Source organism: Chryseobacterium sp. RU37D (assembly GCF_900156075.1).
Lineage (GTDB): Bacteria > Bacteroidota > Bacteroidia > Flavobacteriales > Weeksellaceae > Chryseobacterium.
Window position 1 is genome coordinate 81230 of the sequence record NZ_FTMM01000008.1, and the last position, 24097, is coordinate 105326.

General features: G+C 35.1%; 25 protein-coding genes and 1 pseudogene. 11 read left to right on the plus strand and 15 right to left on the minus strand.

What is annotated here, in order from left to right:
• Positions 1-74: 74 nt before the first annotated feature.
• The 8 genes from efp to BW926_RS05800 form a co-directional block, all read right to left on the minus strand.
• Positions 75-641, minus strand: coding sequence for an elongation factor P (efp, locus tag BW926_RS05765; RefSeq protein ID WP_076445069.1), 567 nt, complete (start codon positions 639-641; stop codon positions 75-77).
• Positions 642-656: 15 nt separating this feature from the next.
• Positions 657-992, minus strand: a complete 336-nt coding sequence (locus BW926_RS05770; RefSeq protein ID WP_076445071.1) for a hypothetical protein — start codon at positions 990-992, stop codon at positions 657-659.
• 18 nt (positions 993-1010) lie between these two features.
• Positions 1011-1805: an acyl-ACP--UDP-N-acetylglucosamine O-acyltransferase gene (lpxA, locus tag BW926_RS05775; protein ID WP_076445073.1), complete on the minus strand. Its 795-nt coding sequence runs from the start codon at positions 1803-1805 to the stop codon at positions 1011-1013.
• Positions 1806-3203 (minus strand): bifunctional UDP-3-O-[3-hydroxymyristoyl] N-acetylglucosamine deacetylase/3-hydroxyacyl-ACP dehydratase, encoded by a 1398-nt coding sequence (locus tag BW926_RS05780; RefSeq protein WP_076445075.1) that lies wholly within the window; start codon positions 3201-3203, stop codon positions 1806-1808.
• A complete protein-coding gene (gene lpxD / locus BW926_RS05785; protein ID WP_076445077.1) occupies positions 3196-4227 on the minus strand; it encodes a UDP-3-O-(3-hydroxymyristoyl)glucosamine N-acyltransferase in 1032 nt (343 codons plus the stop codon). The genes BW926_RS05780 and lpxD overlap by 8 nt, the downstream gene beginning before the upstream one ends.
• A gap of 80 nt (positions 4228-4307) precedes the next feature.
• Positions 4308-5525: an HD domain-containing protein gene (locus tag BW926_RS05790; RefSeq protein ID WP_076445079.1), complete on the minus strand. Its 1218-nt coding sequence runs from the start codon at positions 5523-5525 to the stop codon at positions 4308-4310.
• 133 nt (positions 5526-5658) lie between these two features.
• On the minus strand, positions 5659-6390 hold the full coding sequence (locus BW926_RS05795; protein WP_076445081.1) for a hypothetical protein: 732 nt from the start codon (positions 6388-6390) through the stop codon (positions 5659-5661).
• A gap of 74 nt (positions 6391-6464) precedes the next feature.
• On the minus strand, positions 6465-6755 hold the full coding sequence (locus BW926_RS05800) for a TM2 domain-containing protein (RefSeq protein ID WP_076445083.1): 291 nt from the start codon (positions 6753-6755) through the stop codon (positions 6465-6467).
• A 254-nt stretch (positions 6756-7009) separates the two neighbouring features.
• Between BW926_RS05800 and lptB the strand changes: the two are divergent.
• Positions 7010-7735 (plus strand): annotated as a pseudogene (gene lptB / locus BW926_RS05805) (LPS export ABC transporter ATP-binding protein); the annotation flags it as partial.
• Positions 7736-8201: 466 nt separating this feature from the next.
• Here lptB and BW926_RS05810 read toward each other — a convergent pair.
• The 3 genes from BW926_RS05810 to BW926_RS05815 are packed head-to-tail and all read right to left on the minus strand — an operon-like array spanning position 8202 to position 9873.
• Positions 8202-8651 carry an RrF2 family transcriptional regulator gene (locus BW926_RS05810; protein ID WP_076445087.1) on the minus strand — a complete coding sequence of 150 codons (450 nt, stop codon included), beginning with the start codon at positions 8649-8651 and terminating at the stop codon, positions 8202-8204.
• 5 nt (positions 8652-8656) lie between these two features.
• Positions 8657-8980 carry a ferredoxin reductase domain-containing protein gene (locus BW926_RS14520; protein ID WP_228403407.1) on the minus strand — a complete coding sequence of 108 codons (324 nt, stop codon included), beginning with the start codon at positions 8978-8980 and terminating at the stop codon, positions 8657-8659.
• Positions 8932-9873 carry a globin domain-containing protein gene (locus BW926_RS05815; RefSeq protein WP_228403405.1) on the minus strand — a complete coding sequence of 314 codons (942 nt, stop codon included), beginning with the start codon at positions 9871-9873 and terminating at the stop codon, positions 8932-8934. Before BW926_RS05815 ends, BW926_RS14520 begins: the two co-directional genes overlap by 49 nt.
• 217 nt (positions 9874-10090) lie before the next feature.
• On the opposite strand from BW926_RS05815, the gene BW926_RS05820 reads away from it, so the two are divergent.
• Both BW926_RS05820 and BW926_RS05825 read left to right on the plus strand, forming a co-directional pair.
• The gene (locus BW926_RS05820; RefSeq protein ID WP_076445141.1) at positions 10091-11818 is read left to right on the plus strand and encodes an ABC transporter ATP-binding protein; all 1728 of its coding nucleotides are present in this window, start codon (positions 10091-10093) and stop codon (positions 11816-11818) included.
• Positions 11819-11878: 60 nt separating this feature from the next.
• Positions 11879-12832 carry a helix-turn-helix transcriptional regulator gene (locus tag BW926_RS05825; RefSeq protein WP_076445088.1) on the plus strand — a complete coding sequence of 318 codons (954 nt, stop codon included), beginning with the start codon at positions 11879-11881 and terminating at the stop codon, positions 12830-12832.
• Positions 12833-12966: 134 nt separating this feature from the next.
• On the opposite strand, the gene BW926_RS05830 is transcribed toward BW926_RS05825, so the two are convergent.
• Positions 12967-13458 carry a DinB family protein gene (locus BW926_RS05830; RefSeq protein WP_076445090.1) on the minus strand — a complete coding sequence of 164 codons (492 nt, stop codon included), beginning with the start codon at positions 13456-13458 and terminating at the stop codon, positions 12967-12969.
• Positions 13459-13835: 377 nt separating this feature from the next.
• On the opposite strand from BW926_RS05830, the gene BW926_RS05835 reads away from it, so the two are divergent.
• The 4 genes from BW926_RS05835 (at position 13836) to BW926_RS05850 (ending at position 17609) form a co-directional block, all read left to right on the plus strand.
• The gene (locus tag BW926_RS05835; RefSeq protein ID WP_076445092.1) at positions 13836-14405 is read left to right on the plus strand and encodes a cob(I)yrinic acid a,c-diamide adenosyltransferase; all 570 of its coding nucleotides are present in this window, start codon (positions 13836-13838) and stop codon (positions 14403-14405) included.
• Positions 14395-15024: a thiamine diphosphokinase gene (locus BW926_RS05840; RefSeq protein WP_076445094.1), complete on the plus strand. Its 630-nt coding sequence runs from the start codon at positions 14395-14397 to the stop codon at positions 15022-15024. Before BW926_RS05835 ends, BW926_RS05840 begins: the two co-directional genes overlap by 11 nt.
• Before the next feature lie 205 nt (positions 15025-15229).
• Positions 15230-16105 (plus strand): tyrosine-protein phosphatase, encoded by an 876-nt coding sequence (locus tag BW926_RS05845; protein WP_076445096.1) that lies wholly within the window; start codon positions 15230-15232, stop codon positions 16103-16105.
• A gap of 109 nt (positions 16106-16214) precedes the next feature.
• Positions 16215-17609 carry a type III PLP-dependent enzyme domain-containing protein gene (locus BW926_RS05850; protein WP_076445098.1) on the plus strand — a complete coding sequence of 465 codons (1395 nt, stop codon included), beginning with the start codon at positions 16215-16217 and terminating at the stop codon, positions 17607-17609.
• Between the two features lie 108 nt (positions 17610-17717).
• Here the strand turns inward: BW926_RS05850 and BW926_RS05855 are convergent, their stop codons facing one another.
• Positions 17718-18377: an HAD family hydrolase gene (locus BW926_RS05855; RefSeq protein WP_076445100.1), complete on the minus strand. Its 660-nt coding sequence runs from the start codon at positions 18375-18377 to the stop codon at positions 17718-17720.
• A gap of 166 nt (positions 18378-18543) precedes the next feature.
• Here BW926_RS05855 and speB point away from each other — a divergent pair, with 166 nt between their 5' ends.
• The 3 genes from speB (at position 18544) to BW926_RS05870 (ending at position 21108) form a co-directional block, all read left to right on the plus strand.
• Positions 18544-19401: an agmatinase gene (gene speB / locus BW926_RS05860; protein ID WP_076445102.1), complete on the plus strand. Its 858-nt coding sequence runs from the start codon at positions 18544-18546 to the stop codon at positions 19399-19401.
• 67 nt (positions 19402-19468) lie between these two features.
• Complete coding sequence (locus BW926_RS05865; protein ID WP_076445103.1) at positions 19469-20311, plus strand: bifunctional helix-turn-helix domain-containing protein/methylated-DNA--[protein]-cysteine S-methyltransferase; 843 nt, start codon at positions 19469-19471, stop codon at positions 20309-20311.
• 188 nt (positions 20312-20499) lie between these two features.
• Positions 20500-21108, plus strand: coding sequence for an alpha-ketoglutarate-dependent dioxygenase AlkB family protein (locus BW926_RS05870; RefSeq protein ID WP_410493249.1), 609 nt, complete (start codon positions 20500-20502; stop codon positions 21106-21108).
• A gap of 496 nt (positions 21109-21604) precedes the next feature.
• Here the strand turns inward: BW926_RS05870 and BW926_RS05875 are convergent, their stop codons facing one another.
• The gene (locus BW926_RS05875; RefSeq protein WP_076445107.1) at positions 21605-22024 is read right to left on the minus strand and encodes an SH3 domain-containing protein; all 420 of its coding nucleotides are present in this window, start codon (positions 22022-22024) and stop codon (positions 21605-21607) included.
• A gap of 2 nt (positions 22025-22026) precedes the next feature.
• A complete protein-coding gene (locus BW926_RS05880; protein ID WP_076445109.1) occupies positions 22027-22515 on the minus strand; it encodes a BON domain-containing protein in 489 nt (162 codons plus the stop codon).
• A 218-nt stretch (positions 22516-22733) separates the two neighbouring features.
• Between BW926_RS05880 and BW926_RS05885 the strand changes: the two genes are divergently transcribed.
• Positions 22734-23984 (plus strand): dicarboxylate/amino acid:cation symporter, encoded by a 1251-nt coding sequence (locus BW926_RS05885; RefSeq protein WP_076445111.1) that lies wholly within the window; start codon positions 22734-22736, stop codon positions 23982-23984.
• Positions 23985-24097 lie beyond the last annotated feature (113 nt).

Below are 24097 nucleotides of genomic sequence, written 5' to 3' on the forward strand. Positions count from 1 at the left end.
AAACTAGAAAGCTGCCATATAAAAATGAAAGCTGAAAGTTTTTATACTTCCAGCCTCATATTATTTTTGAATAATTATTCTTTTACTCTTTCCAAGTAAGAACCGTCTTCCGTGCTTACTTTGATCTTATCTCCAGGCTCGATGAACAAAGGAACCATTACTCTTGCTCCTGTTTCCACGATTGCGTTTTTAAGGGCATTGGTTGCTGTATTTCCTTTTACCCCCGGATCAGCTTCCACTACTTCTAAATAGACAGACTGCGGTAATTCTGCAGAAAGCGGTGTTTCATCAGCTTCTTTCAATATGATGGTAACTTCTTCACCTGCTTTCATTAAGTTTGAGTTTTCAATCATATCTTTATTTAAGTATAATTGAGAGAAGTCGTCATTATTCATGAAGTGGAAACCATTCTCATCATCATAAAGATATTGGTATTTTCTTGTAATAACTTTTACTTCGTCGATTTTGTGACCTGCAGAGAAAGTATTGTCGATTACTTTTCCGTTGGTTACAGATTTTAATTTTGTTCTAACGAAAGCAGGACCTTTTCCCGGTTTTACGTGTAAGAATTCAATAACCTTAAAAATATCGTTGCTGTACTCAATGCAAAGTCCTTTTCTGATATCGTTACTTGTTGCCATTAATTTTTATATATTTTATTTTCTTTTATTAAACTGTATTCCCTGGCCCTGAGGCATCATTTTGTTGAATGTATTATTGTTGAACGTATTCACATTATTATTTAGTCTGTTTACATTCATCTGAACTTCAGAGTTGTACTGGTAGGTCGTTCCTAAAATAGAACTTCCTGTATTCTGCTGCTTCAGGATATTATTTAAATTATTTTTAGCAATACTGTCATTAGATTTAGTGGGAAGTTTTCTTTCCATGATGGAAGTCCTGGTTGTTTTTTCAGTTTTTAATCCTTCTGTTTGCTGTCCAAACAAAAAAGATGTCACAGAAAGCGTTATGAGTAAGATTAAACTTTTCATGATAGTATTTTTATTAATTTATTCTCTATCTTTCCCTGTTCCGTACCCTTTTACGATACCTCTCGGGGAGTTTTGGATAAATTGCAGGATTTCATCTCTTTCCGCAGTAGGAAGCATTTCCTTTTCAATATGTGTGATCGCTTGGGAAACATTCATCTTCATCTGGAAAATTGCTCTGTAAATTTTCTGGATTTCAAAGATTTTTTCGTTGGTAAAACCTCTTCTTCTCAAACCTACAGAATTGATTCCTGCATAAGACATCGGCTCTCTAGCTACTTTTACATAAGGTGGAATATCTTTTCTTACCAAAGTACCACCAGAAATCATTACATGTTTTCCTATTTTACCAAACTGGTGAACTGCCGATAAGCCTCCCATTACCGTATAATCACCAATTTCTACGTGACCTGCAATACCGCAACCGTTTACGATGATAACGTGATCTCCGATAACACAGTCGTGAGCAATATGAGAAGTCGCCATAATCAAGCAATTTTTCCCGATTTTTGTATAACCAAGAGCTTTCGTACCTCTGTTTACTGTTACACACTCTCTGATTGTTGTATCGTCACCGATAATTACCTGTGTATCTTCACCATCGAATTTTAAATCCTGAGGAATTGCAGAAATTACTGTCCCTGGAAAAATTCTACAATTTTTACCTATTCTTGCTCCATCCATGATGGTAACATTGGGACCAATCCATGTTCCTTCCCCGATTTCCACATCCCCTGCAATAGTAGTAAATGGTTCTACAATTACATTTTTGCTGATTTTCGCACGTTTATCTACGGCTGCTAATTGATGAATCATTTAATCAACTTTATTTTTTGCAACTTGGGCCATTAGTTCAGCTTCTACAGCTACCGTATCTCCTACGTAACCATAGCCCTGCATATGAACAATTCCTCTTCTGATAGGCTCTATCAATTCAATTTTGAAAATAAGCGTATCTCCGGGAATTACTTTTCTCTTGAATTTTACTTTATCTATTTTAATAAAATAAGTAGAGTAGTTTTCAGGATCCGGTACACTTGCCAATACAAGGATTCCTCCTGTCTGTGCTAAAGCTTCCACTTGTAAAACTCCTGGCATTACAGGTTCTTTAGGAAAATGTCCAACGAAGAAAGGTTCATTCATTGTAACATTTTTAAGACCTACAACATGAGAATCTGAAAGCTCAAGAATTTTATCAATTAATAAGAACGGAGGTCTGTGAGGCATCAACTTCATGATTCCGTTGATATCGAAAACTGGTTCTTTTGTTAAATCAAAATCAGGAACGTTTTTCTTTTTCTGCAATTTCCACTGACGGTTCAGTTTTTTAGCAAATTGTGTATTTACGAAATGTCCTGGTTTGTTGGCAATTACCTTGCCTTTTATTTTTACTCCAGCCAAAGCTAAATCACCGATTACATCAAGCAATTTGTGTCTTGCGGCTTCATTAGGATAGTTTAAATTTAAATTATCAAGAATTCCGTTTGGTCTAATAGATACATTATCTTTACCAAAAGCTTTCTTTAATTTTTCCGTAGTTTCAGGAGTCAGATCTTTATCTACATAAACGATCGCATTAGAAATATCACCACCTTTGATCAAACCATGATCAAGAAGTGTTTCCAATTCATGCAGGAAGCTGAAAGTTCTTGCAGATGAAATTTCTTCTTTAAATTCTGAAATATTTTTAAGTGTAGCATTTTGAGTCCCTAAAACTTTAGTTCCAAAATCTACCATTGTAGTAATTTCGTAAGTATCCGAAGGAATGATTGTAATTTCCGAGCCTGTTGTGGGATCATTATACGTAAGGACTTCTTTTACCACAAGATATTCTCTTGCCGTATTCTGCTTTACCACTCCAACACTTTCGATCGCTTCTACAAAAAACTTTGAAGATCCATCTAAAATTGGTGGTTCAGATGCATCCATTTCAAGAATGGCATTATCAACATCACAACCTACCAGAGCAGCTAGAAGATGCTCGCAGGTATTGATCTTTACGCCTAATTTTTCTAATGTTGTTCCTCTTTCTGTTGCTACTACATAATTAACATCAGCTTCCACCTGAGGATGTCCTTCCAGATCTGTTCTTACGAATACAAAACCTGTATTTTCTTTTGCGGGTTTCATGGTAAGTTTTACTTCTTTACCAGTATGAAGTCCGATTCCGGAAAGGGTCACTTCCTCCTGAAGTGTTTTTTGCATATCACTCATTAGTTTTATCTTTTGAGTTATTCTCAAGATTATTTATTCTGTTAACTATTTCAGTAAAGTTTCTGAAATGAACATAATTTCTAAGGTAGTCATTATAACTGATTGCCGGTGAACCGTACAATGTTTCTTTATCATTAACGCTTGAATTCACGCCGCTCTGAGCCTGAATTTTTACCTGATTTCCTATTTTAATATGGCCAACAACACCCACCTGGCCTCCAATCTGGTTCCAGTCGCCGATAGTTGTAGAGCCTGCAATTCCTGCTTGAGCAGCGATTACGTTGTTTTTCCCTATTTTTACGTTATGTGCAATCTGGATCAGATTGTCGATCTTAGTACCTTTCCCTATAATTGTGGAACCTATGGTAGCTCTGTCTATGCTACAATTGGAACCGATTTCTACATCATCTTCAATAATCACATTTCCTAGTTGAGGAATTTTTTTGAAACCCTCAGGAGTAGGTTGAAAGCCAAATCCATCTCCACCTACGACCGTATTGGAATGAATCACACAATTATCCCCGATAATACAGTAGTCATAAATTCTCGCTCCGCTGTCAATCTTGCAGCTTTTCCCAATTTTTACTCCTTTTCCTATATATACCTGAGGATAGATCTGTGTACCTTCTCCGATTTTTGCCTTTTCAGAAACGTAAGTGAAAGCCCCGATATATACTCCATCACCAATCACGGCAGTATCGTGAATCGAAGAACCATCCTCAATTCCTTGTTTTCTACCCTGCATTTCCTGATAAAGATTCATCAGAACCTGAAAAGAAAGATAAGCATCTTTTACTACAATAATAGTGGGATTGTAAGTATCTTTTATCAAAAGTTTTTCCGAAACTATGATGACGGAACATTTTGAAGTATCCAAATAATGCGAAAACCGATCTTGTGCTATAAAAGAAAGGTGTCCTGATTCCCCCTGTTCAATTGGTGAAACTCCTGTAATAAGCATATTTTCATCGCCTATTATTTTACCGTCAATAAAACTTGCAATTTGCGAAGCTGTAAATTCCATATTCTGCAAAGATAAGAAATTCTCTAATTCACAAACATTTTTTGGTTTTAGGATAGTGAATTTTAATATACTTTAAGAATTTATTTTGCAATGTCTCTCGGATAAGTAAAAATATACCGTGTCGTTTTGTTGATCATAAGCCCTGATAAAAGTTGATCCTGAGAATCTTCGAGGCGTATTTTTTTACCATTTTTCTGCAAGAGATAAATAGGCTGTTTTTCAGTATTGTAGGGGAGGAGTTTTCTTTTAATTTCGTGTACTAATTGTTCTCCATTATCGATTCCGAAAAATTCATTGGTTTTTCTTATTTTTTCTTCAATAAATTTAGCGCCAAATGAATGGGACGAAATAATTGTTTTAGGAAGGTTTCTCTGAATCACACAGGTACACCAATAAGACAGTACAAGATCGTTGGAATTCTGCCAGATTTTCATAGCTTGAATGACATCATTGTCGTCCAGCTGAGTAAATCTTTCTATATCTTCATCTGTCGCAGCGCTTTTTCCACGGTAGAGAAAATATTTCAGGTTTTCTGCAGCATCCAGATCTTTGCCCTGGGAAACAAGGTATTTTGCTCTTTCTAAAATTTTAACCAACAAAAACTCCGCTAAAGCCGAGGTTTTATGATAATACACCTGCCAATACATGAACATTCTGGCTGTGAGGAAGTTCTCAATAGAATAAACCCCTTTTGCATCAATCACAAGCTCGCCTTCGTCACAAACATTCATCATGGAAATGATTCTCTGTGTATTGATGCTTCCTTCAGACACTCCGGTGAAAAAGCTATCACGTTTTAAATAATCAAGCCTGTCAACATCCAGCTGGGAAGAAATAAGCTGATTGAAAAATTTTCTATGATATTTCCCTTGAAACATTTCAATAGCACAAGAAAGCTCACCATTAAACTCTTCATTTAATCTGTTCATTAATAGTAAAGAAAGGTTTTCATGATGCCAGTCGTCCATCAACATACTTTCCAGTGCATGGGAAAACGGCCCATGACCGATGTCGTGCATTAAAATTGCAAGCATGGCGCCTTTTTCTTCTTCTTCAGAAATTTTCACCCCTTTTTGTTTTAATGTTTCCAGAGCGATAAACATCAGGTGCATAGCTCCCAGCGCATGATGAAACCTTGTATGGGTTGCCCCAGGGAAAATCAGATTTAAAAGCCCAGTTTGTCCTATTCTTCTTAATCTCTGAAAATAAGGATGCTCTATAATATCGAATAAAATTTCGTGTGGAATTTTAATAAAACCGTGAACCGGGTCATTAATGATTTTGAGCTTGTTCTGCATTGAAACGTCAGTATTAATAGACAAATTTAGGGATTTTTAAATTTAAAACATATTGAGTGATGGATTATGAGTTAAGAATTAATCTGTAAACGAACTATTTTTTAACTCATAATTCACTATTCATAACTTATTATTATTTAAAAATATTAAAATCCTTTCCTTTTGTAAATTTTGCTGCAAAAGGCGCCTGATTTCCAGAATATTTTAAGACGAAATGTTTTTTTGTGTCTGTATCTGCTTTGGCTTCTACTTCTACATTTTCTGTCTGAAAGCTTATATCAATGCCAACCCCGGAGTCTTTTTCAAGATAAATTTCTACGCTTTTCGCAAAGAAAAGTGAGGTGCTTAAATAATTAAACTTAATGTTTTTTCTGTAAGTCCGTGATTCATTTTGAGTGAATTCAGAATAGCTTCTTAAAATTTCAATTCCGGGCAAATCAATATTGGTAATTCTTGATTTCGTTACTCCGTTTACCCTTACAGAAAAGCTTTTAGCGTTGCTTATATTTCCGTTTACCCCGATATTGAAAAGGGAAGGGATGGAAAATCCGTACTCAATCATGCTGTCTTTTGTGAATTCAAAATCAGGGATCATTGCAGGAAATTTCTGCACATTGATAAGCTGATTTTTAACCGTATTCAGCTGTTCACCGGAAAAGAGATATCCGATGAGGTTATTATTGGTTGTCCGCCAGTTTCTTCCGTTCCATTCGTAAATTTCGCAAAGCATGGTATCCATGGAAGAATGGGGAAGGAGATCTATATCCTGCCATTTGAAGACTTCCTTTGCATACGGTCTTCGGTTGTTAATGGTGATGCCTAGGTCAAGAGCCAGAAGGTCGGTCAGCTGTTGATTATTTTCCATAATAATTTTTTGTGTTAATTGGTATTATAAAATTATGGAAATAAAATAGAATGATCCAGAATTTATTTTAAATCTTACAGCCAGCCTTTTTTACCATACACATAGGTGTCATCAAATTGCTTGTCGCTCATGAAAAGGTACAAAATCCCTTCAACAAAAGGGATAATTGATGCTGCACCGAAAGTAACAACATTTAGTATAAGCTGAATAATTCCTTCTTTTGTGTAACCCAAATAAAATTTATTTAATGCAAGCCATCCTACAAGAATTCCCAATATAGCTGCAGGGATTTTCTTTTCTGAGCGGTAAGGTGCATTGCTTTGCAGACTATCATTTTCAGTTTTTGTATAACCGTAATTTTCCATTTTTTAAAGATTTTAAGTGATTGTCTTTTAATTGGTAGTTTTAAGACGTAAGATGTTACATACTAATATATTAATTTAATACAAGAAACTTCTACAGGCTCAGCATGAGATCTCTAATACTTACAGTTTATGAGCGGCTTATTTGTAATGAAGCCCGTCGAAGAATTCAATAAAACATATTAAAATTTCATAAAACTTCGGCCTCTATTTTTCAACCTAAAATTTGAATTCAAAAAAACTTTATCTTTGCTGCTATGATTTTACGCGGAGAAAACTTAATCAAAGAATATGGTCCTAAAAAAGTTGTAAAAGGGGTTTCTGTACAGGTTCAGCAGGGAGAGATTGTTGGTTTGCTTGGCCCGAACGGGGCGGGGAAAACCACTTCATTTTATATGATTGTTGGTTTGGTTAAGCCTACTTCCGGTAAAATTTTCTTAGACAAGCAAGAAATAACTACCGATGCCATGTACAGGAGAGCTCAGAAAGGTATTGGTTATCTTGCTCAGGAAGCCTCTGTTTTCCGAAAACTGTCGGTGGAAGAGAATATTATGGGTGTTTTGCAATTGACAAAGCTTTCAAAACGCGAGCAGCAGATTAAATGTGATGAGCTTATTGAAGAATTTTCTTTGCAACACGTCCGTAAAAACCGTGGTGATCTTCTATCCGGTGGTGAAAGACGTAGAACGGAAATTGCCCGTTGTCTTGCAACAGACCCAAGCTTTATTCTTCTGGATGAGCCTTTTGCCGGGGTAGATCCTATAGCCGTGGAAGATATTCAGAAAATTGTAAGAAGCCTTACGGATAAAAATATAGGTATTCTGATTACCGATCATAATGTACAGCAAACGCTGGCCATTACAAATAAAACTTATATTATGTTTGAAGGAAGGATCTTAAAAGAAGGCCTTCCGGAAGAGCTGGCCAATGATCCGCAGGTAAGGGAAGCATATCTTGGTGAAAACTTTGTTTATCAGAGCATTTTTGACAAGCCGAAAACGAAAAGCTATGTTTATAATATCTGGGCCGGAAATTTTGAATCTAAAAATCAGCTACAAAGCTTCGTCAATGAGAATTTTGCGCAGTTTGATGATTTAAGGTTAATGTACGGTTTTGAAGACATCAGCTTTGCTTCGCTGGCGAATTCTGAAATAGAATATATTTTTAATGATGTGGTCGATAAAAATGCGAATAACTCATTTGTGTTCCAGAAGAAAGAGATCAATTCCCAATATTCTCTGGAACAGGCAAAAGCAGAATCTGAGGCGTCAAGTAAACCGAAACTGCATTATTTGACCACCTACGTTTATGAAGGGTAACAGAAATATTAAAGCTTGATTATTTTTCTCAAATTCTTATAAAGGAAAAGCTAGGTTTGATTAAAAATCTTTTCTTACATTATTGATTAAATGCAAATATTGATTAAATGCAAAGGTAATTCATGCATTTTTAAGTAAGGTGTTTGTCATTGAGATGATTCATGAATATACTTTCCCAGTCGGTGAAGATTAAATCCTTAAGTTTATGCTGGTTCATATTGTCTAAAAATGCTTGGTAAGCTGCATTAAAAAATACTTTTAGCCGACAGCTGTAAGAAATAAAAATACAGGCTTTGGTGCTACAGTTTATTATAGGTGAATCGTCTTGTTCTAATAAATGGATCAGATCACCCAAACCTGTGATATTGGCTTTTTCAGATATAATAATTCCCCCGCCTTTTCCTCTTTTGGTAATTACCATTTCTTTTTTAGCCAAAAACTGAACCACTTTAATCAGATGATTGCGTACGATATTTAGCTTGGAAGAGAGCTCATCCAAAGAGCTTGGTGCTGTATTGCTTTTTTTGTGTAAATAAATTAGCACACGTAGACTGTAATCCGTAAAATGGTTCAGTTTCATAAGTTTTAATTTAATTGAATCAATTGAGGTCCGAATTCTTCGAAATATATATCTTCCTTAGAAATGCCCAATTGCACTAAAGAATTGTATTGTACCTTTATGAAGGCTTCGGGGCCACAAATATAATACTTTGCATTATCAATAAGAATTTCATCTTTGATGACGCTTAAATCTATTCGTCCTTGTTTTATCGAATTATTTTTTTTATGATCAAAATTTTCATCTATTGTTTCATAAAAAATGTGAGTAAATAGCCAGTCGTGATTTTTATTTAAGTCTTCTAAATAGTCTTTAAATGCATGGACTTTCTCATTACGGCAGCTATGCAGCCATACAACTGTTTTTTTTTAACACTGTTTTTGTTTGCTTCCAACATGCTAAAAAGAGGAGTTATCCCAACACCACCGCTTATCAGTACCATCGGATTTTCGGAATGCGTATCCAAGTGGAACACCCCTGAAGGCGCACTTACCTCAATCTCATCCCCGATATTTTTTTTGTGTAGTATATTGGAAACAATACCATCAGGAAGATGCTGATTGTTTTGATCTTTTTTTACCGAAATCCTGTAGTATTCCGGATTGAAAGCAGAAGACAGGCTATACTGTCTCGGTTGCTCGTGCTGAAGCTCAGGTACAAATGTTTTTACAGAAATATATTGTCCAGGGTGGTAATCTGTGATTGTTCCTTTATCTTTTGGTTTCAGGTAAAAAGACTTAATCTCTGCACTTTCTTCTACAATGTCTGAAATGATGAATGTTCTCCAGCCTTTCCAACCTCCTGTCTTTCTCACCTTAGATTGGTACATTCCGTCTTCGAGAGAAATCATGATCTGTGCAAGCTCGTTGTATGCTTCTGTCCACGCTTCAATGATTTCGGCTGTAGCAGCATCTCCCAATATAGCTTTTATTGACGAAATGAGATAATGTCCTACAATTTTGTATTGTTCAGGATGAATATTTAAGCTTACATGTTTGTTTCCGATACCTTTTAGAATATTAATAAGAACGGTAGGCTTTTCAATATTTTCGGCGTAAGCCAATACAGTGTTTGCCAATACATTTTGCTGTCTTCCACTTGCCTGATTGCTTATATTGAAAAGATTATTCAATTCGGGATTTTCTGAAAGCATTGTTGCATAAAAATGTTTTGTAAGATCGGTCCCATTTGTTTTTAAAAAAGGGATGGTTGCTTTAATTAAGTTTTTTTGATTGGTATTCATCTTTTATTATTTGAATTAATGATACAAACCTAATAAATAAACATTTAATTGTTTCATTTAAAATGAAACAATTTATTAAAACATGTTCAAAATCATATTTTAAAAAGAACTAATTTTACGGTATAACTTGAAAAACATGGCAAGACCTTTCAACAGAACTGTCACTTTATTTGGAATTTATAAACAACTAGTTTCCTTTATTAAACCTTACCGGTTAATGATTTACGGGACATTATTCCTTACATTTCTGGGAGCTTTGGCGGCGCAAGTGAATCCTATTGTATTAAAATATACAGTGGATGAGGTGACTAAGATTACCCATCTTTCGCATCCGATGTCTGAGGGAATTCATATTCTGGTAGTGATTTCCGTGATCTTGTTGGGAAAAGAGCTGCTGAATATTTTTATTAATTTCGGGCAGAAATTTTATGGGGAAAAAATTAGAATTAATGTAAGTTCGGTGCTGGCGCAATCGGCAATTGATAAGATTTTAACCTATAAAGTGGCTTATTTTAATGATGACAATCACGAATCCGGCAAGCTGCAGATAAGAATCGACCGTGGAATAGAAAGTCTTACGAGGCTGGTGCAAAACTTCTTTATCGACATGCTTCCATTGTTTTCAAATTCAATTATAGCATTGGTGATTATGTATATGCAGAATGTGTATGTAGGAATTGTTTCTACTATTATTGTTCCTATTTACTTTTATGTAAGTTCTTTACAGGCAAAAAAATTAAGCGGTGTGAGACGTACTTTGAGAAATCAGCGGGAGCAGAAAACTTCAGGTCTTTTGAATCTAATCAATTCCATTATGGTGATTAAAAGTTTTGTCCGCGAAAAATTTGAAGGAAAAAAACAATACGATTTGCAGATGCAATTGATGGAAAGCCAAATGTTTACCCGAAAAACAAATTTTATTTACGATGGTTTAAAAACTTTTATCGAGCAATTCGGGGTGGTTTTAATTATTCTTCTGACGGTTTATCTGGTGCTGGATCAGCAAATGACTATCGGGGCGATCATGCTTCATATTATGCTTTTTAATAATGTTTCGGCACCGATTCGCCAGTTGCACAGGATTTATGATGATATGAATGATGCGATGATCTATGCAGAGGGCTATTTTGATATTTTAAATGCTGACAACGAAAAAGAGCCAAGCGGAAGGTTTGTAGAAAAAGATATCAAAGGAAATTTTGAATTAAAAAATATCAATTTTACTTACCCGAACGGAACTCAGGCGCTTCACGATGTTTCCATGAAAATTGAAAATGGGAAAACGACTGCTTTGGTAGGGCTAAGTGGTGCCGGAAAATCAACAGTCATTAATCTTTTGTGTAAGTTTTACCTTCCTGATTCCGGAAAAATCCTGCTGGACGGAGTTGATCTGAATGATTTTAACAATACTTATTTAAGGGATGATCTGGGATTAGTTCTTCAGAAAAATCATATTTTCCAGGGAAGTATTGAAGATAATATCCTCTACGGAAATATGAATGCAACTTTCGAGGAAATAGAAGCTGCCGCGAAAAAAGCTTATCTACATGAGCAGATTTTAGAGCTTCCTGATGGCTATAAGCATGATGCAACCCAGCTTTCTGGAGGGCAGCAGCAGAGAATTGCTATTGCGAGATTATTTTTAAAAGATCCGCCGATTATTTTTCTCGATGAACCAACAGCAAGCCTTGATGCAATCGCCACGGAACAAATCAAAAACTCTCTGGATGCCATAAAAGAAGGCAGAACGGTGATTATTATCTCTCACTCTTTGTCGCAGATTTTAGACTCGGATAAAATTTATGTAATGAAAAAAGGCAGGGTAGTAGAAAGCGGAACTCATAATGAACTGGTACAGATCAACGGAACATACAGGGAAATTTTTGATGCTTCGGCAAGAAGTTTAAATTTAGATAAACTGGTAAATACTTTTAAGGATAATTAATTTTTGATAAAAGATAAAAGATAACTTTGCTAACCCTAAAAACTCCAACCATCCAATCCAATGAACGACCATTACCTAAAAAAGATTGACCGAGTTACCGCCATTCTTACACAATTACAATCAAAACCGATTGTAAGGGCACAGGATCTTGCCCAAAAGTTTGAAGTAAGTGTCCGTACCATTTACCGTGATGTAAAGACATTGGAAAATGCTGGTATTCCTATTGTGGGTGAAGCAGGAAGTGGTTATTCTCTTATGGATGGCTATAAACTTCCGCCGGTGATGTTTACGAAAGAGGAGGTTTTAAGTTTCATTACCGCCGAAAAACTTATGCAAAAATTTTCTCATCAAAGCTTGGGAAGCCATTATCAGACGGCGATGGAAAAAGTACGTTCGGTACTGAAATATTCCGACAAAAATTTAATCCATAATATTGAAAAACAGATTGATATTTTTCAGTATCAGGCAAAAACGGAAGATACCATAAAAGATGTTATCCCGACCATTCTGGAAAGCATTGCCGAGAAATGTCAGCTGATCATAGAATACAGAACCGTTGATAACACAATTTCTACAAGAACCATTGAAGCAGTGGGGGTTTTCTTTGAATTTAATTACTGGTATATCATGGCTTTCTGCACGTTAAGAAATGATTTTCGGCAGTTTCGGGTAGACAGGGTTTTGAAGATTTCAAAAACGGAAAACCCTTTTTTACAGGAATATGGGCAAATCACAGATTACAGGAAAAAAAGAAACGAAAATAAAATCATTGTAAAACTCTTGGTCGAAAAAAAAATCATGGGGCATCTGGTAAATTCTAAAAAATATTACGGATTAATCAATGAAGTTGATACAGAAAACGGAGTAGAGCTTACCTTTGAAACAGACTGGCTTAATGAAGGTTTTCCACGCTGGCTGATTACGTTTGCCGACTATGCAACGATCCTGGAACCTGAGATTCTTCAGACAAGATTAAATCAATTATTAGAAAATATTTCCAATAAGCATAAATAAAGCCCCGACGGATTTACCGGGACTTTTGCAATATTAATTTAATTGGAGGAGATTTTATGTTTTTAAAGCTTATGAATGATTTTTCATATTGATATTAATCAAAGCTCTTAGTTTGATTAAAGGAATCAAAGATCCTAAAATCTCTCCCAAAAAAAAGGTGGTTCAATTCCTAAGGCTCTCAGATAAACATATCCTTGCCCACGGTGATGAATTTCATTATCAACGAAATACAGGATATTCTGGTATACCGGGAACTCATACTGACCAAATAAATTGAAGGTTTCCTGAAAGCGCTCTTCAGAAATCTGCGAAAAATAATGGTTAATGGTTTCAGTTTCATCATCCCATTTTTTCAAGATATCCTCTTTGGTTTTCGGGTTAAATCCTTCTTCATTATAAGCTTCAATATTTTTTTCAACGATCCCTTTCAAAGCCGGTCCTCCGATGCTAATGAGCTCCACTGCTAGTTTTGCAAAAGGTCTCATTCCGCCTACCGAAAACTCGAATAATTCTTTTTCCGGGAACATTTCAATTACCTTTCTTGTCAGATTTCTGTGCCCTTGCCAGTGTTCCAATAGCTGTTCTGAAGTCATGAATTTTTTTGTAATTGTTACTGTAGTTGTCATAATTTTAATATTGTTTGTTATTGTTAATACAAAGATAGAGTAGTGTGATGACAACAGTTTGTCAGTAGGAATTTTAATGAAGAAAAATATTTTTAAATTTTCAAAATAATGTTGCTGAATTTTCCGTTAAAAGGATATACTTACGACATTGTTAGGTAAAATAAATAATTTGAAAGTGATTGGTCTTTTAAGGCCGATCATTTTTTTTCGTACTCTTTATAGTTCAAATATATAAAAGGCTGATCTGCATAAAATCTAAAAATGAAAAGATAAAAACGGCCAGACAGAAATATAATGATGAGTTTATCTGTATGTTTTATTCTAATTTATAAACTTTATTGCTTTTTACATTGTATAAAATAAAGTAAATTAGTACTATGAAAATTTATACAAAAACAGGCGACAAAGGCCAGACTGCTTTGTATGGTGGAACAAGAGTTTCAAAAGCCAGTGCAAGAGTCGACAGCTACGGAAATATAGACGAATTAAATTCATTCATCGGGATTGCCAAGAGCCATATTGAAGATCAGGAGGTTTTAAAACAACTAGAGAAAATCCAGTTTGACTTATTTACTGTGGGTTCAGAAGCTGCCACACCGATCGATAAACTAATGCAGGCCAATGGAAAATCACGTCTCCCATTGGTTATTTCTGATGATGAAATTGAAGAGCTAGAAAACTGGATGGATGCTTTTGACGAAAAATTAGACCCTCTTCAGTATTTTATTCTTCCAGGAGGCGGAAAATCAGCGACATTTTTACATGCGGCCAGAACAATCTGCAGAAGGGCAGAGCGCTCTTTAGTTTTCTTAAATGAGTCGGAAGAAGTGCGCCCGGAACTGATTAAGTATTTAAACAGGCTTTCAGACTACCTGTTTGTTTTGGCAAGATATATTTCAAAAATCAATAACGAGCCTGAAGAATACTGGAATCCTAATGAAAGATAAGGTGTTACTTTTCATCAACGGTGATCCTCCAAAATCTTTCCCGAAAATTGAAGACTATGGCTTAATTGCCTGTACAGACGGAGCTTTTCATTATTTAAAAAATTTAAAATTTCCTTTGGAAAAGCTGGATTTTATTTCCGGGGATTTTGATTCGCATTCCGGCTCAGATGAAGATATTTACAAGGAAAAATTCATTTATACTCCGGATCAGAACAAGACAGATTTTCATAAAGCGCTGGAAATAATCTTGGAAAGAGGCTTTACAGATATTAATGTTTTTGGAGCCAGCGGCGGAGAGCAGGATCATTTCCTGGGAAATCTTACGGTTGCTTTTGGGTTTAAAGATCAGCTAAGCATCAAATTTTATGACGAGTTTTCAGAATATTATTTCATTCCTAAAAATTTTACTGTAAAAGGTGTAAAGAATAAAATGATTTCCCTCTATCCGTTTCCGCTGGTTGAAAATATTACAACCAAAGGATTGAATTGGCCTTTAACCAATGGAAATCTAAGCATCACCTCAAGAATAGGGACAAGAAATTTTGCCATTGAAGACGAAGTTTCCATTGAATATAAAAAGGGGGATTTGCTGATTTTTACAGGAAGGAATTATTTGTAGTTTAAATATTAATTCCACTAATTTTTCACAAATAACACAGTTTGATTTTCATAGGAAATTAAAAATATAAAAAATATTTGTAAACATCAATAGGAACGGGCTTTAGCCCGTTTTCAAAAGAAAAATAATCAATTGGCTTTAGCCAAAACATAAAAATAAAACCCAAGCATCTCTATAAATCCGTGGAATCTGTGGCTAAATAAAAATGAAAAAATCAATAAAAATATTATTTTTAACCATTTCAATATTCTGCAATTACTCATGTAAAACGCAAAGCTTTTCTGTACCCGAATACGGGAAAAATAAAACAGAAAGATATTTTAAGATTAAAAAAATTCGTAATTTTCGAACAATCGGTAGCATTAAAAATATTGACGGAAAAACTTTAAAACCAAGAAAGTTTTACAGAAGCGGCCACCTTCATCAATTAAAGAAAAAATCTTTCGATAAATTAGAAAGCTTAGGAATTAAGGAAATTATCGATCTTAGAAATTCAAAAGAAATTGCCCGAAAACCGGATCATATTCCAGATGATATATTATATAAAAACTATTCGGCTTTTGAGGACAAAGGAGATCAATTGGATCAGGCAAAAAAGTTAGTACTAAAAGGTAAAGTGAAAGGTTCCGACGCAGAGGTAACAATGCTTGATTTTTACAAAGATTACCTCACGGAGAACCCCGAAACCATCAAAAACATCATTACAGAAATTTTGGAATCAGATCAGCCGGTTTTGTATCACTGTACGGCAGGTAAAGACCGCACAGGAATCATTACTGCATTGATCCTGACAATTTTAAAATTTAATAAAGAGGCCATTTACAATGAATATCTTTTATCCAACAATTACAGAAAAAAAATAGTTGAAAAGAGGCTTACCCTTGCCAAAGACCTGCATTTTCTTTACCCGAAAATGGATGTAAAAGTCCTTGAAAAACTAAGCTGGGTTGAAAAGGATTATCTGGATGCTGCTTTTGATGAGATTAATAATAAATATGGTTCAACAGATGTTTATATTCAAAATGTCTTAGGAATTTCTGAAGATAAAAGAGATGAATATATCAGGAAGTTTACATATTAATAATCTGCAATAGTTTTCTGCTTAAAAAGTGAGCGAAATTTAAATAATTTTAACGCTCAAAAACCAAACTTTTTTAGCAATTTTGCATTCTTAATTCACTTGTCAAGAAATGAAAATAAAATACTCGGAACTTATTGATCAGACATTGTATTTTCCAACAGAAGAATTTAATGTTTCTGAGAACAATTTGTTGTTTCACGACATTCCCTTGATGGATGTTGTTGAAAAATTTGGCACCCCGCTAAAGATTAGCTACCTGCCGAGAATTTCTCAAAATATTCAAAAGGCCAAGAGCTGGTTTAAAGAAGCCTTTGAGAAGACCGATTATAAGAAGAATTATACATATTGCTACTGTACAAAATCAAGTCATTTCAAATTTGTACTGGAAGAGGCGCTGAAAAACAACATTTCAATAGAAACTTCTTCTGCTTATGACATGGATATCGTAAAATCTCTTTACGAAAACGGCAAAGTAGATGAAAAAATAGAGGTTATCTGTAATGGTTTTAAAACAGATGATTATCTAGCGAAAATTTCAGATATGATCAATAGCGGTTTTGAAAATATTACACCGATTCTGGATAATTACCGCGAATTGGATAAATTAACGGAAAGTATTGATACAACATTTGATATCGGAATCAGAATTGCATCTGAAGAAGAGCCGAAGTTCGAATTTTATACCTCAAGACTAGGAATCGGATATAAAGACATTATTCCTTATTACAGCCAGAAAATTGCTGAACATCCGAATGCAAGATTGAAAATGCTTCACTTTTTCATCAATACCGGGATCAAAGACACAGCGTATTATTGGAACGAATTGTATAAATGTCTTCGTGTTTATGCACGTTTGAAGAAAATTGCCCCGGAAGTTGATTCATTGAACATCGGTGGTGGTTTCCCAATTAAAACTTCTTTGAACTTTGACTACGATTATCAGTATATGGTGGAGGAAATCGTTTCCCAGATCAAGAAATTCTGCGAAGAAGAAGGGGTAGAAGAACCAAATATTTATACTGAATTCGGAAGTTTCACGGTTGGAGAAAGCGGTGCCAATATTTATAAGATCATTTCCCAAAAACGCCAAAACGACAGAGAAAAATGGAATATGATCGATTCATCTTTCATGACCACTCTTCCTGATACCTGGGCAATTTCAAGGCACTTTATTATGCTTCCGCTGAACAGATGGGAAGATACTTATGAAAGGGTTTTTCTGGGCGGGTTGACCTGTGATTCAGATGATTATTATAATTCTGAACAGCATACCAACGCAATTTATCTGCCGGTTTTCAGTGATACAAAACCTTTATACATCGGGTTTTTCCATACTGGAGCATATCAGGAAACCATCAGTGGATTTGGTGGAATTCATCACTGCCTGATGCCTCAGCCGAGACACGTTCTGATTCAGAAAGATGAAAACGGTGAACTGCAATACGAGATTTTCCGTGAAAAGCAGGAGCCGGAAGATGTATTAAAAATTCTAGGTTACAAGTAGCTCATCAATAGAAATGAGCTTTAGCCCATTTAGCAAAAATTATGATCAAACTGGCTTTAGCCAAAACGTTAATAACAAAAGCTCTCAAAATTCGAGAGCTTTTTCTTTTTAAAAATATTTTGAAATCTTATCCAGTTGAAGATCTTCATAATCCGAAACTACCATATCCGCCAACGTATAATCCTGATTTTTAGAGTGCGGACTTCTATACGCTGCACAGAAAATTTTCGCCCGATGTGCTGCTAGAATTCCATTTGTGGAATCTTCGATGACCATACAGTTTTCAACCGGCTCACCAGCTATTTCTGCTGCCAGAAGGAACACTTCAGGATGAGGTTTTGATTCTTTCAAATCAGCACCGCTTATTTTCCCGTTGAAATATTTTTCAAGGTCAAATTTTTCAAAAACCATATTAATTGTGGTCATAGTAGCAGAAGAAGCCAAAATTAATTTGATTCCGTTTTCATAGTAGTGCTGAATAAGCTCTCTTACTCCCGGAATCAAATCAAATCCTTCATCATTGTAAAAATAATCCTTGAAATAATCTCTTTTGCTTTTAGCAATTTCTTCACGAGTCTGATTTAAATTAAATTTATTAATCAATGTTTCACAAACTCTTTTTGTTGAAGCTCCTGTAAAAGAGGTATATAATTCTTCGGAAACAGCAATTTCCAACTCGTCAAAGGTTTTAAAATAAGCTTTCCTGTGCAATGGTTCTGTGTCCACAATTACGCCATCCATATCGAATAGCACAGCTTTTAGTGACATAAAATTAAATTTTTAACAAAAATAACTTTTAAAATTTAAACATTAAAGGATTTAAAAATTAAAATAATTGGAATGAAGGTTAAAAATTCATAACTCATCACTCACAATTTATAACTCGGAGACTATTTTGTATCTTTGCCGAAATCATTTAATTTTAAATAAAGACATGAAAACATACGCAGGAATTCCTGAAGAAAATGCATCATTAGAGAACTCAAAAGTAATGTTGGTAACGGTTCCTTACGACGGAACTTCTACTTGGGGAAAGGGGGCAGACAAAGGCCCGGAATTGTTTTTAGATGCTTCCGAAAATATGGAGCTTTACGATATTGAAACTCAAACAGAGCCTTATTTGGAAGGGGTTTTCCTGGCTGGTGAGGTTGCTGAAAATTCTACGCCGGAAGCCATGACAGAAGCAGTTTATCAAAAAACAAAAGAGCTTTTGAACAATGATGGTAAATTATTCACACTTTTCGGTGGAGAGCACTCTGTTTCTATCGGATCGATTCGTGCGGTTGGGGAAAAATTTGAAAACTTAACGGTTCTTCAGCTGGATGCTCACACAGACCTTCGTCCGGAATTCCATGGTTCTACTTCTAATCATGCCTGTGCGGTTTTTGAGGCAAATCAGAAGCACAATCTGGTACAAGTAGGAATCCGCTCTATGGATATTGAAGAAGCGGAATATTTACCGGAAGGAAGAGTATTTTTCGCTCACGAAATCGCCAATAACGAAAATTGGGTAAATGATGTATTGGAAAAAGTTTCAGGAAATGTATATATCACCATCGACCTTGATGCTTTTGATCCTTCACTTTGCCCATCAACAGGTACTCCTGAGCCAGGCGGCTTACAATGGTATCCGACTTTGGAGTTATTAAGAAAAGTATTTGAAAAATGTAACGTTGTAGCGTTTGATATTGTAGAATTAATGGACTCTCCTATGGTAAAACCAAGCGCGTTCCTGGCGGCGAAGTTATATTACAAAATGCTTGCGTATTATCATCTTTATAAAAACAACTAAAATTCCGCAAGAATCGGATTTTTTCTGCCATAAATTCTTTGGAACTTTGTGAGGTAAATTCAATGTTATGTCTACACAAAATCAGATAGATTACGAAAGAATTGCGAAAGCGATAGAGTATATCAGAAGCAATTTTAAGCTTCAGCCAGGTTTGGATGAAGTGGCGGAGAAAATTAATTTAAGTCCGGCTCATTTTCAGAAGATGTTTTCTGATTGGGCAGGAACAAGTCCGAAGAAATTTTTACAGTTCATCAGCCTTGAACATGCTAAAAATTTATTGAAGGAAGAAAAGGCGAGTTTATTTGATACAGCTTACGAGACAGGATTTTCGAGTACAAGCAGGCTGCATGATCTGTTTGTGAAGATTGAAGGAATGTCTCCTGCAGAATATAAAAACGGAGGAAAAAGTCTCAATATTAATTACAGTTTTTCTGAAACACCCTTTGGAAATGTAATTACAGCTTCCACAGAAAAAGGGATCTGTTATATGGCTTTTGAAACCATTAAAAATAAAGCATTGGGAGATTTAATTTTAAAATTTCCTAATGCTTCTTTTTTTGAAAGACAGGATGATTTTCAGAAAAATGCGTTATCCATTTTCAACAAAGACTGGACAAAGCTCAACACCATAAAACTCCATTTAAAAGGTACCGATTTTCAATTGAAAGTCTGGGAAAGTCTTCTTACGATTCCTATGGGCAAATTATCAACGTATGGAAGTTTAGCCGAAAAGATAGGAAATCCAAGCGCTTCAAGAGCAGTCGGAACTGCGATTGGAAGTAATCCCGTTGCCTTTCTCATTCCATGTCACCGCGTAATTCAGTCTTCCGGCAATCTTGGCGGTTATCGGTGGGGAAGTGAAAGGAAACAACTGATTATAGGGTGGGAGAGTTCTAAAATATATTCTTAAGCATAAACACAAATTTTACTAATTTTTTTCAAGAATAATACGAATAAATTTGTTTAAAATTTTAAAAGTATAAATTATTCCATCAATAGGAAACGGGCTTTAGCCCGTTTAAAATAATCAATTAATTCAATTGGCTTTAGCCAAAATCTATTTTAATAAAAATTAAACACAAAATCTTAAACTTTATGATAAGTTTATTCGAAGACATACCCGATTACCCTTTAAATATTCTTCCCAACGACGGAACGGTCTACTATTATGGAAAGGTTTTCTCCAAAGAACAGTCAGATTTTTATTATGATTATTTACTTGATCAGATTCCATGGGAAAATGATGAGGCAATAATTTTTGGAAAATTAATTTTCACCAAAAGAAAAGTCGCATGGTTTGGTGAAAAACCATTTGAATACACCTATTCAAAACGAACAAAATATGCAAAATTCTGGTCGATTGAATTATTGGAATTAAAGCAAAAATGTGAAGAAATTACAGGAGAGACATACAATTCCTGTTTGTTGAACTTATATCACGACGGAAGTGAAGGCATGGCCTATCACAGCGATGCAGAAAAGGATTTGAAAAAACACGGTGCTATTGCTTCTCTGACCTTCGGAGCGGAAAGAAAGTTTTTATTCAAGCATAAAACTACGAAAGAAAAAATAGAGATATTCTTGGAAAACGGAAGTTTACTGGTAATGAAAGGAAACACTCAAGATCATTGGTTGCATAGGCTTCCCCCGACTACAAAAGTGAAAGCACCGAGAGTGAATTTGACTTTCAGAACGATTGAAGAATGATTTTATACAAAATTGGGTGTTAAGTTTGTCATACTGAGAGTATCTAAATAGAGTTGTATAAATACTTTGTTGAGATGCTTTCCATATGACAGAAGGATGATTATATTCTCTCGCAGACTTTATAGGAGAGTGTCTTATAACGCAATTATTTGCATAATCTACGATAAATAAAAAACAAAAATGATGACCTCGAGAACCTTAACCTTAACCACCATCAATATTATAAAGATTGTTTTCTTATTTTAAAGCCCCAATTTCAATTGAATTGTAAAATTTTTGCATCAGAAACGGGTATTTGTTCTTGTTTGAAATATCTTTTGGAATGTGAAGCAGTGATTACTACTTCTCCAATACTTGAAACATTGTATTTATCAAGTTTAATTTCATTTAAAATAAATAATTATTTCATTAAAATTTTTTTTAACTTGCCAAAATATAAAAAAACATCCCTATATAGGGATGCTTTTATTTAAATAATCTTAAAGTTTTTGAATAATTAGGCTTTCAAATATCTTGAATAAGCATAACCTTCCTGTCCATCGGCAGTCTTCACTTTCCACCAATCGTCAGATGTCTGTTCGATTAATGTTACTGAATCGCCTTTTGCAGCTTTACCTACAACAGCAGCTTCTGTAGATGGCTCTTGTCTAATATTTAGATTGGATTCTTCAGTTGCGACTGTAAGGGCAGCACCTGCGGCAAGGCCTGCAACCTGTACGTCAATATTGATGTCTGAAGCAGAATAAGTAGAATCAATAGCTCCTAAAGCGTTCCATACTGCATCTTTAGCAGCCGTATTTGGAGCATTTCCGGAAACATAAAGGATTCCATCCTGTTCCTGAATCTGTAAGTTTGAGATTCCTGCAGACTGGGCAGCAGAAACTACGCTTGAATATTTATCTTGTAATGTGCTCATTTTTATTTTTTTACAGTATAGTTATAATTCACTTTTCCAACTTTTAAAGCATCTACAGATTCTTTAATTTTTCTTGCATCTGCAGAAGAAACCGTTCCCGTAAGGGTTAATTCTCCATTCACAGTTTCAACTTTCACTGATGGGAAATCTTTCACCGCATCCTTAACTTTTTGCTGAACAGCAGGGTCAACTAAATCCTGATTTTTAACAACAACAGGTGCAGCAGGACCTACAGTTGCCATGTCATGGACATTTTTGATACCATTGATTGCTTTTAATTTAGCAATCATAGCATCTTTGGCCTCCTGACTTTCAAAAATTCCGCTTAGATGTGCCTCACCATCTTTTACTTCTACAGAAGCATTCGGATTTGATACTACTACAGTTGTAGCTTGAGTTTGAAGATCGGCATCAGAAACTTTCTTTTTACAAGAAACCGCCCCGAAAGATACAGCTACAGCCAATGCAGCCATCGCGATAGTTTTTTTCATAGTTGTATATTTTTAATGTTGTTAATACAATCAAATGTAATAATAAAATTTATACCAAAAGAATAAAATTTCAATAAATGTTGATGAAATTTTTTATAATATTTTATAAATCAACTTGTTAATTTTAATATAATTTTAATTTAACATAAAATTAATTCTTTCCGGAAATCTTCCACCAATTGTAAAAATATTATATTTGCGAAACTTGAATTAATTTTATGAAAGGACAAAATAAACTGTTTGTAGCCATAGTCATTGCGCTTATTTTAGGAGTTGGTATTGGTGGATTTGTGCATGTAAAATATCCTGAGAACGCAGAACCTTTTTCTAAAAATATAAAGCTTTTGGGAACGGTTTTCATTCGTCTGGTGCAGATGATCATTGCTCCGCTGGTTTTCACTACATTGGTGGTGGGAATTGCAAAAATGAGTGATATCAAAATGATTGGAAGGGTAGGCACAAAGGCTATGCTATGGTTTATATCTGCTTCCTTGATTTCACTTTTTATCGGGCTAATGCTGGTCAACTGGCTTGAGCCGGGCCACGTTACAAAACTTCCTATTCAGGATGCGGCTTCTGCGGAAGAACTATTAAAAAGTAGCAAAGGGTTTTCTATGGAAGATTTCGTAAAACACGTGATTCCTAAAAGTATTTTTGAAGCTTTTGCAACCAATGAGGTTTTACAGATCGTTGTTTTTTCAATCATGTTCGGTATTGCTTTGGCTAATTTAGGAGAAGAATACTCTCAGCCTGTCATCAAATTATTTGACATTTTTGCCCACGGAATCTTAAAGATGGTAGGTTACATCATGTGGTTTGCGCCACTTGGAGTTTTAGGTGCTATTGCAGCCGTTGTGGCTACCAATGGTTTTGAAATATTTAAAGTATATGCTATTTATTTAAGAGATTTTTTCTTTGCTCTGGCTGTACTTTGGCTTGTTTTATTATTAGTTGGATATTTTATTTTAGGAAATCGTCTTTTCGAGTTGCTTAGAAGAATCAAAGAACCTTTACTGATTGCATTTTCCACGACAAGTTCCGAGGCAGTCTTCCCGAAACTGGTTGAAGAGCTGGAAAGATTCGGATGTAATAATAGAATAGTATCCTTTATTTTACCTTTAGGATATTCTTTTAATCTGGATGGAAGTATGATGTATATGACGTTTGCGTCAATTTTTATAGCCCAGATCTACGGAATTGAAATGTCTGTAGGACAGCAAATCACTATGCTTTTGGTCTTAATGCTTACTTCAAAAGGCATTGCAGGAGTTCCGAGGGCTTCCCTGGTGATCATTGTGGCAACCTGTTCGATGTTCGGGATTCCGCCGGAAGGTATTGCTTTGATCCTGCCCATCGACCATTTCTGCGATATGGGAAGAAGTATGACGAACGTTCTTGGAAATGCACTTGCTACATCAGCCGTTTCGAAATGGGAAGGCCAGTTGGATGATCGTGGCGGGAAGATGTAAAAAATTAATTTAGCTTAAGTAAAGAATAGTCAATGGTGAATTAAGGTTCGTTATAGACCATTTATTTTTGAAGCTATTTCCCGCTTTCCGTACTCGCTATTTTATTTTATTGG

What these genes read in the sequence shown, in the direction of transcription:
- efp (WP_076445069.1), bottom strand. Translation starts at nt 641, where the DNA reads ATGGCAACAAGTAACGATATCAGAAAAGGACTTTGCATTGAGTACAGC.
- BW926_RS05770 (WP_076445071.1), bottom strand. Translation starts at nt 992, where the DNA reads ATGAAAAGTTTAATCTTACTCATAACGCTTTCTGTGACATCTTTTTTG.
- lpxA (WP_076445073.1), bottom strand. Translation starts at nt 1,805, where the DNA reads ATGATTCATCAATTAGCAGCCGTAGATAAACGTGCGAAAATCAGCAAA.
- BW926_RS05780 (WP_076445075.1), bottom strand. Translation starts at nt 3,203, where the DNA reads ATGAGTGATATGCAAAAAACACTTCAGGAGGAAGTGACCCTTTCCGGA.
- lpxD (WP_076445077.1), bottom strand. Translation starts at nt 4,227, where the DNA reads ATGGAATTTACAGCTTCGCAAATTGCAAGTTTTATTGACGGTAAAATA.
- BW926_RS05790 (WP_076445079.1), bottom strand. Translation starts at nt 5,525, where the DNA reads ATGCAGAACAAGCTCAAAATCATTAATGACCCGGTTCACGGTTTTATT.
- BW926_RS05795 (WP_076445081.1), bottom strand. Translation starts at nt 6,390, where the DNA reads ATGGAAAATAATCAACAGCTGACCGACCTTCTGGCTCTTGACCTAGGC.
- BW926_RS05800 (WP_076445083.1), bottom strand. Translation starts at nt 6,755, where the DNA reads ATGGAAAATTACGGTTATACAAAAACTGAAAATGATAGTCTGCAAAGC.
- BW926_RS05810 (WP_076445087.1), bottom strand. Translation starts at nt 8,651, where the DNA reads ATGAAACTGAACCATTTTACGGATTACAGTCTACGTGTGCTAATTTAT.
- BW926_RS05815 (WP_228403405.1), bottom strand. Translation starts at nt 9,873, where the DNA reads ATGAATACCAATCAAAAAAACTTAATTAAAGCAACCATCCCTTTTTTA.
- BW926_RS05820 (WP_076445141.1), top strand. Translation starts at nt 10,091, where the DNA reads ATGATTTACGGGACATTATTCCTTACATTTCTGGGAGCTTTGGCGGCG.
- BW926_RS05825 (WP_076445088.1), top strand. Translation starts at nt 11,879, where the DNA reads ATGAACGACCATTACCTAAAAAAGATTGACCGAGTTACCGCCATTCTT.
- BW926_RS05830 (WP_076445090.1), bottom strand. Translation starts at nt 13,458, where the DNA reads ATGACAACTACAGTAACAATTACAAAAAAATTCATGACTTCAGAACAG.
- BW926_RS05835 (WP_076445092.1), top strand. Translation starts at nt 13,836, where the DNA reads ATGAAAATTTATACAAAAACAGGCGACAAAGGCCAGACTGCTTTGTAT.
- BW926_RS05840 (WP_076445094.1), top strand. Translation starts at nt 14,395, where the DNA reads ATGAAAGATAAGGTGTTACTTTTCATCAACGGTGATCCTCCAAAATCT.
- BW926_RS05845 (WP_076445096.1), top strand. Translation starts at nt 15,230, where the DNA reads ATGAAAAAATCAATAAAAATATTATTTTTAACCATTTCAATATTCTGC.
- BW926_RS05850 (WP_076445098.1), top strand. Translation starts at nt 16,215, where the DNA reads ATGAAAATAAAATACTCGGAACTTATTGATCAGACATTGTATTTTCCA.
- BW926_RS05855 (WP_076445100.1), bottom strand. Translation starts at nt 18,377, where the DNA reads ATGTCACTAAAAGCTGTGCTATTCGATATGGATGGCGTAATTGTGGAC.
- speB (WP_076445102.1), top strand. Translation starts at nt 18,544, where the DNA reads ATGAAAACATACGCAGGAATTCCTGAAGAAAATGCATCATTAGAGAAC.
- BW926_RS05865 (WP_076445103.1), top strand. Translation starts at nt 19,469, where the DNA reads ATGTCTACACAAAATCAGATAGATTACGAAAGAATTGCGAAAGCGATA.
- BW926_RS05875 (WP_076445107.1), bottom strand. Translation starts at nt 22,024, where the DNA reads ATGAGCACATTACAAGATAAATATTCAAGCGTAGTTTCTGCTGCCCAG.
- BW926_RS05880 (WP_076445109.1), bottom strand. Translation starts at nt 22,515, where the DNA reads ATGAAAAAAACTATCGCGATGGCTGCATTGGCTGTAGCTGTATCTTTC.
- BW926_RS05885 (WP_076445111.1), top strand. Translation starts at nt 22,734, where the DNA reads ATGAAAGGACAAAATAAACTGTTTGTAGCCATAGTCATTGCGCTTATT.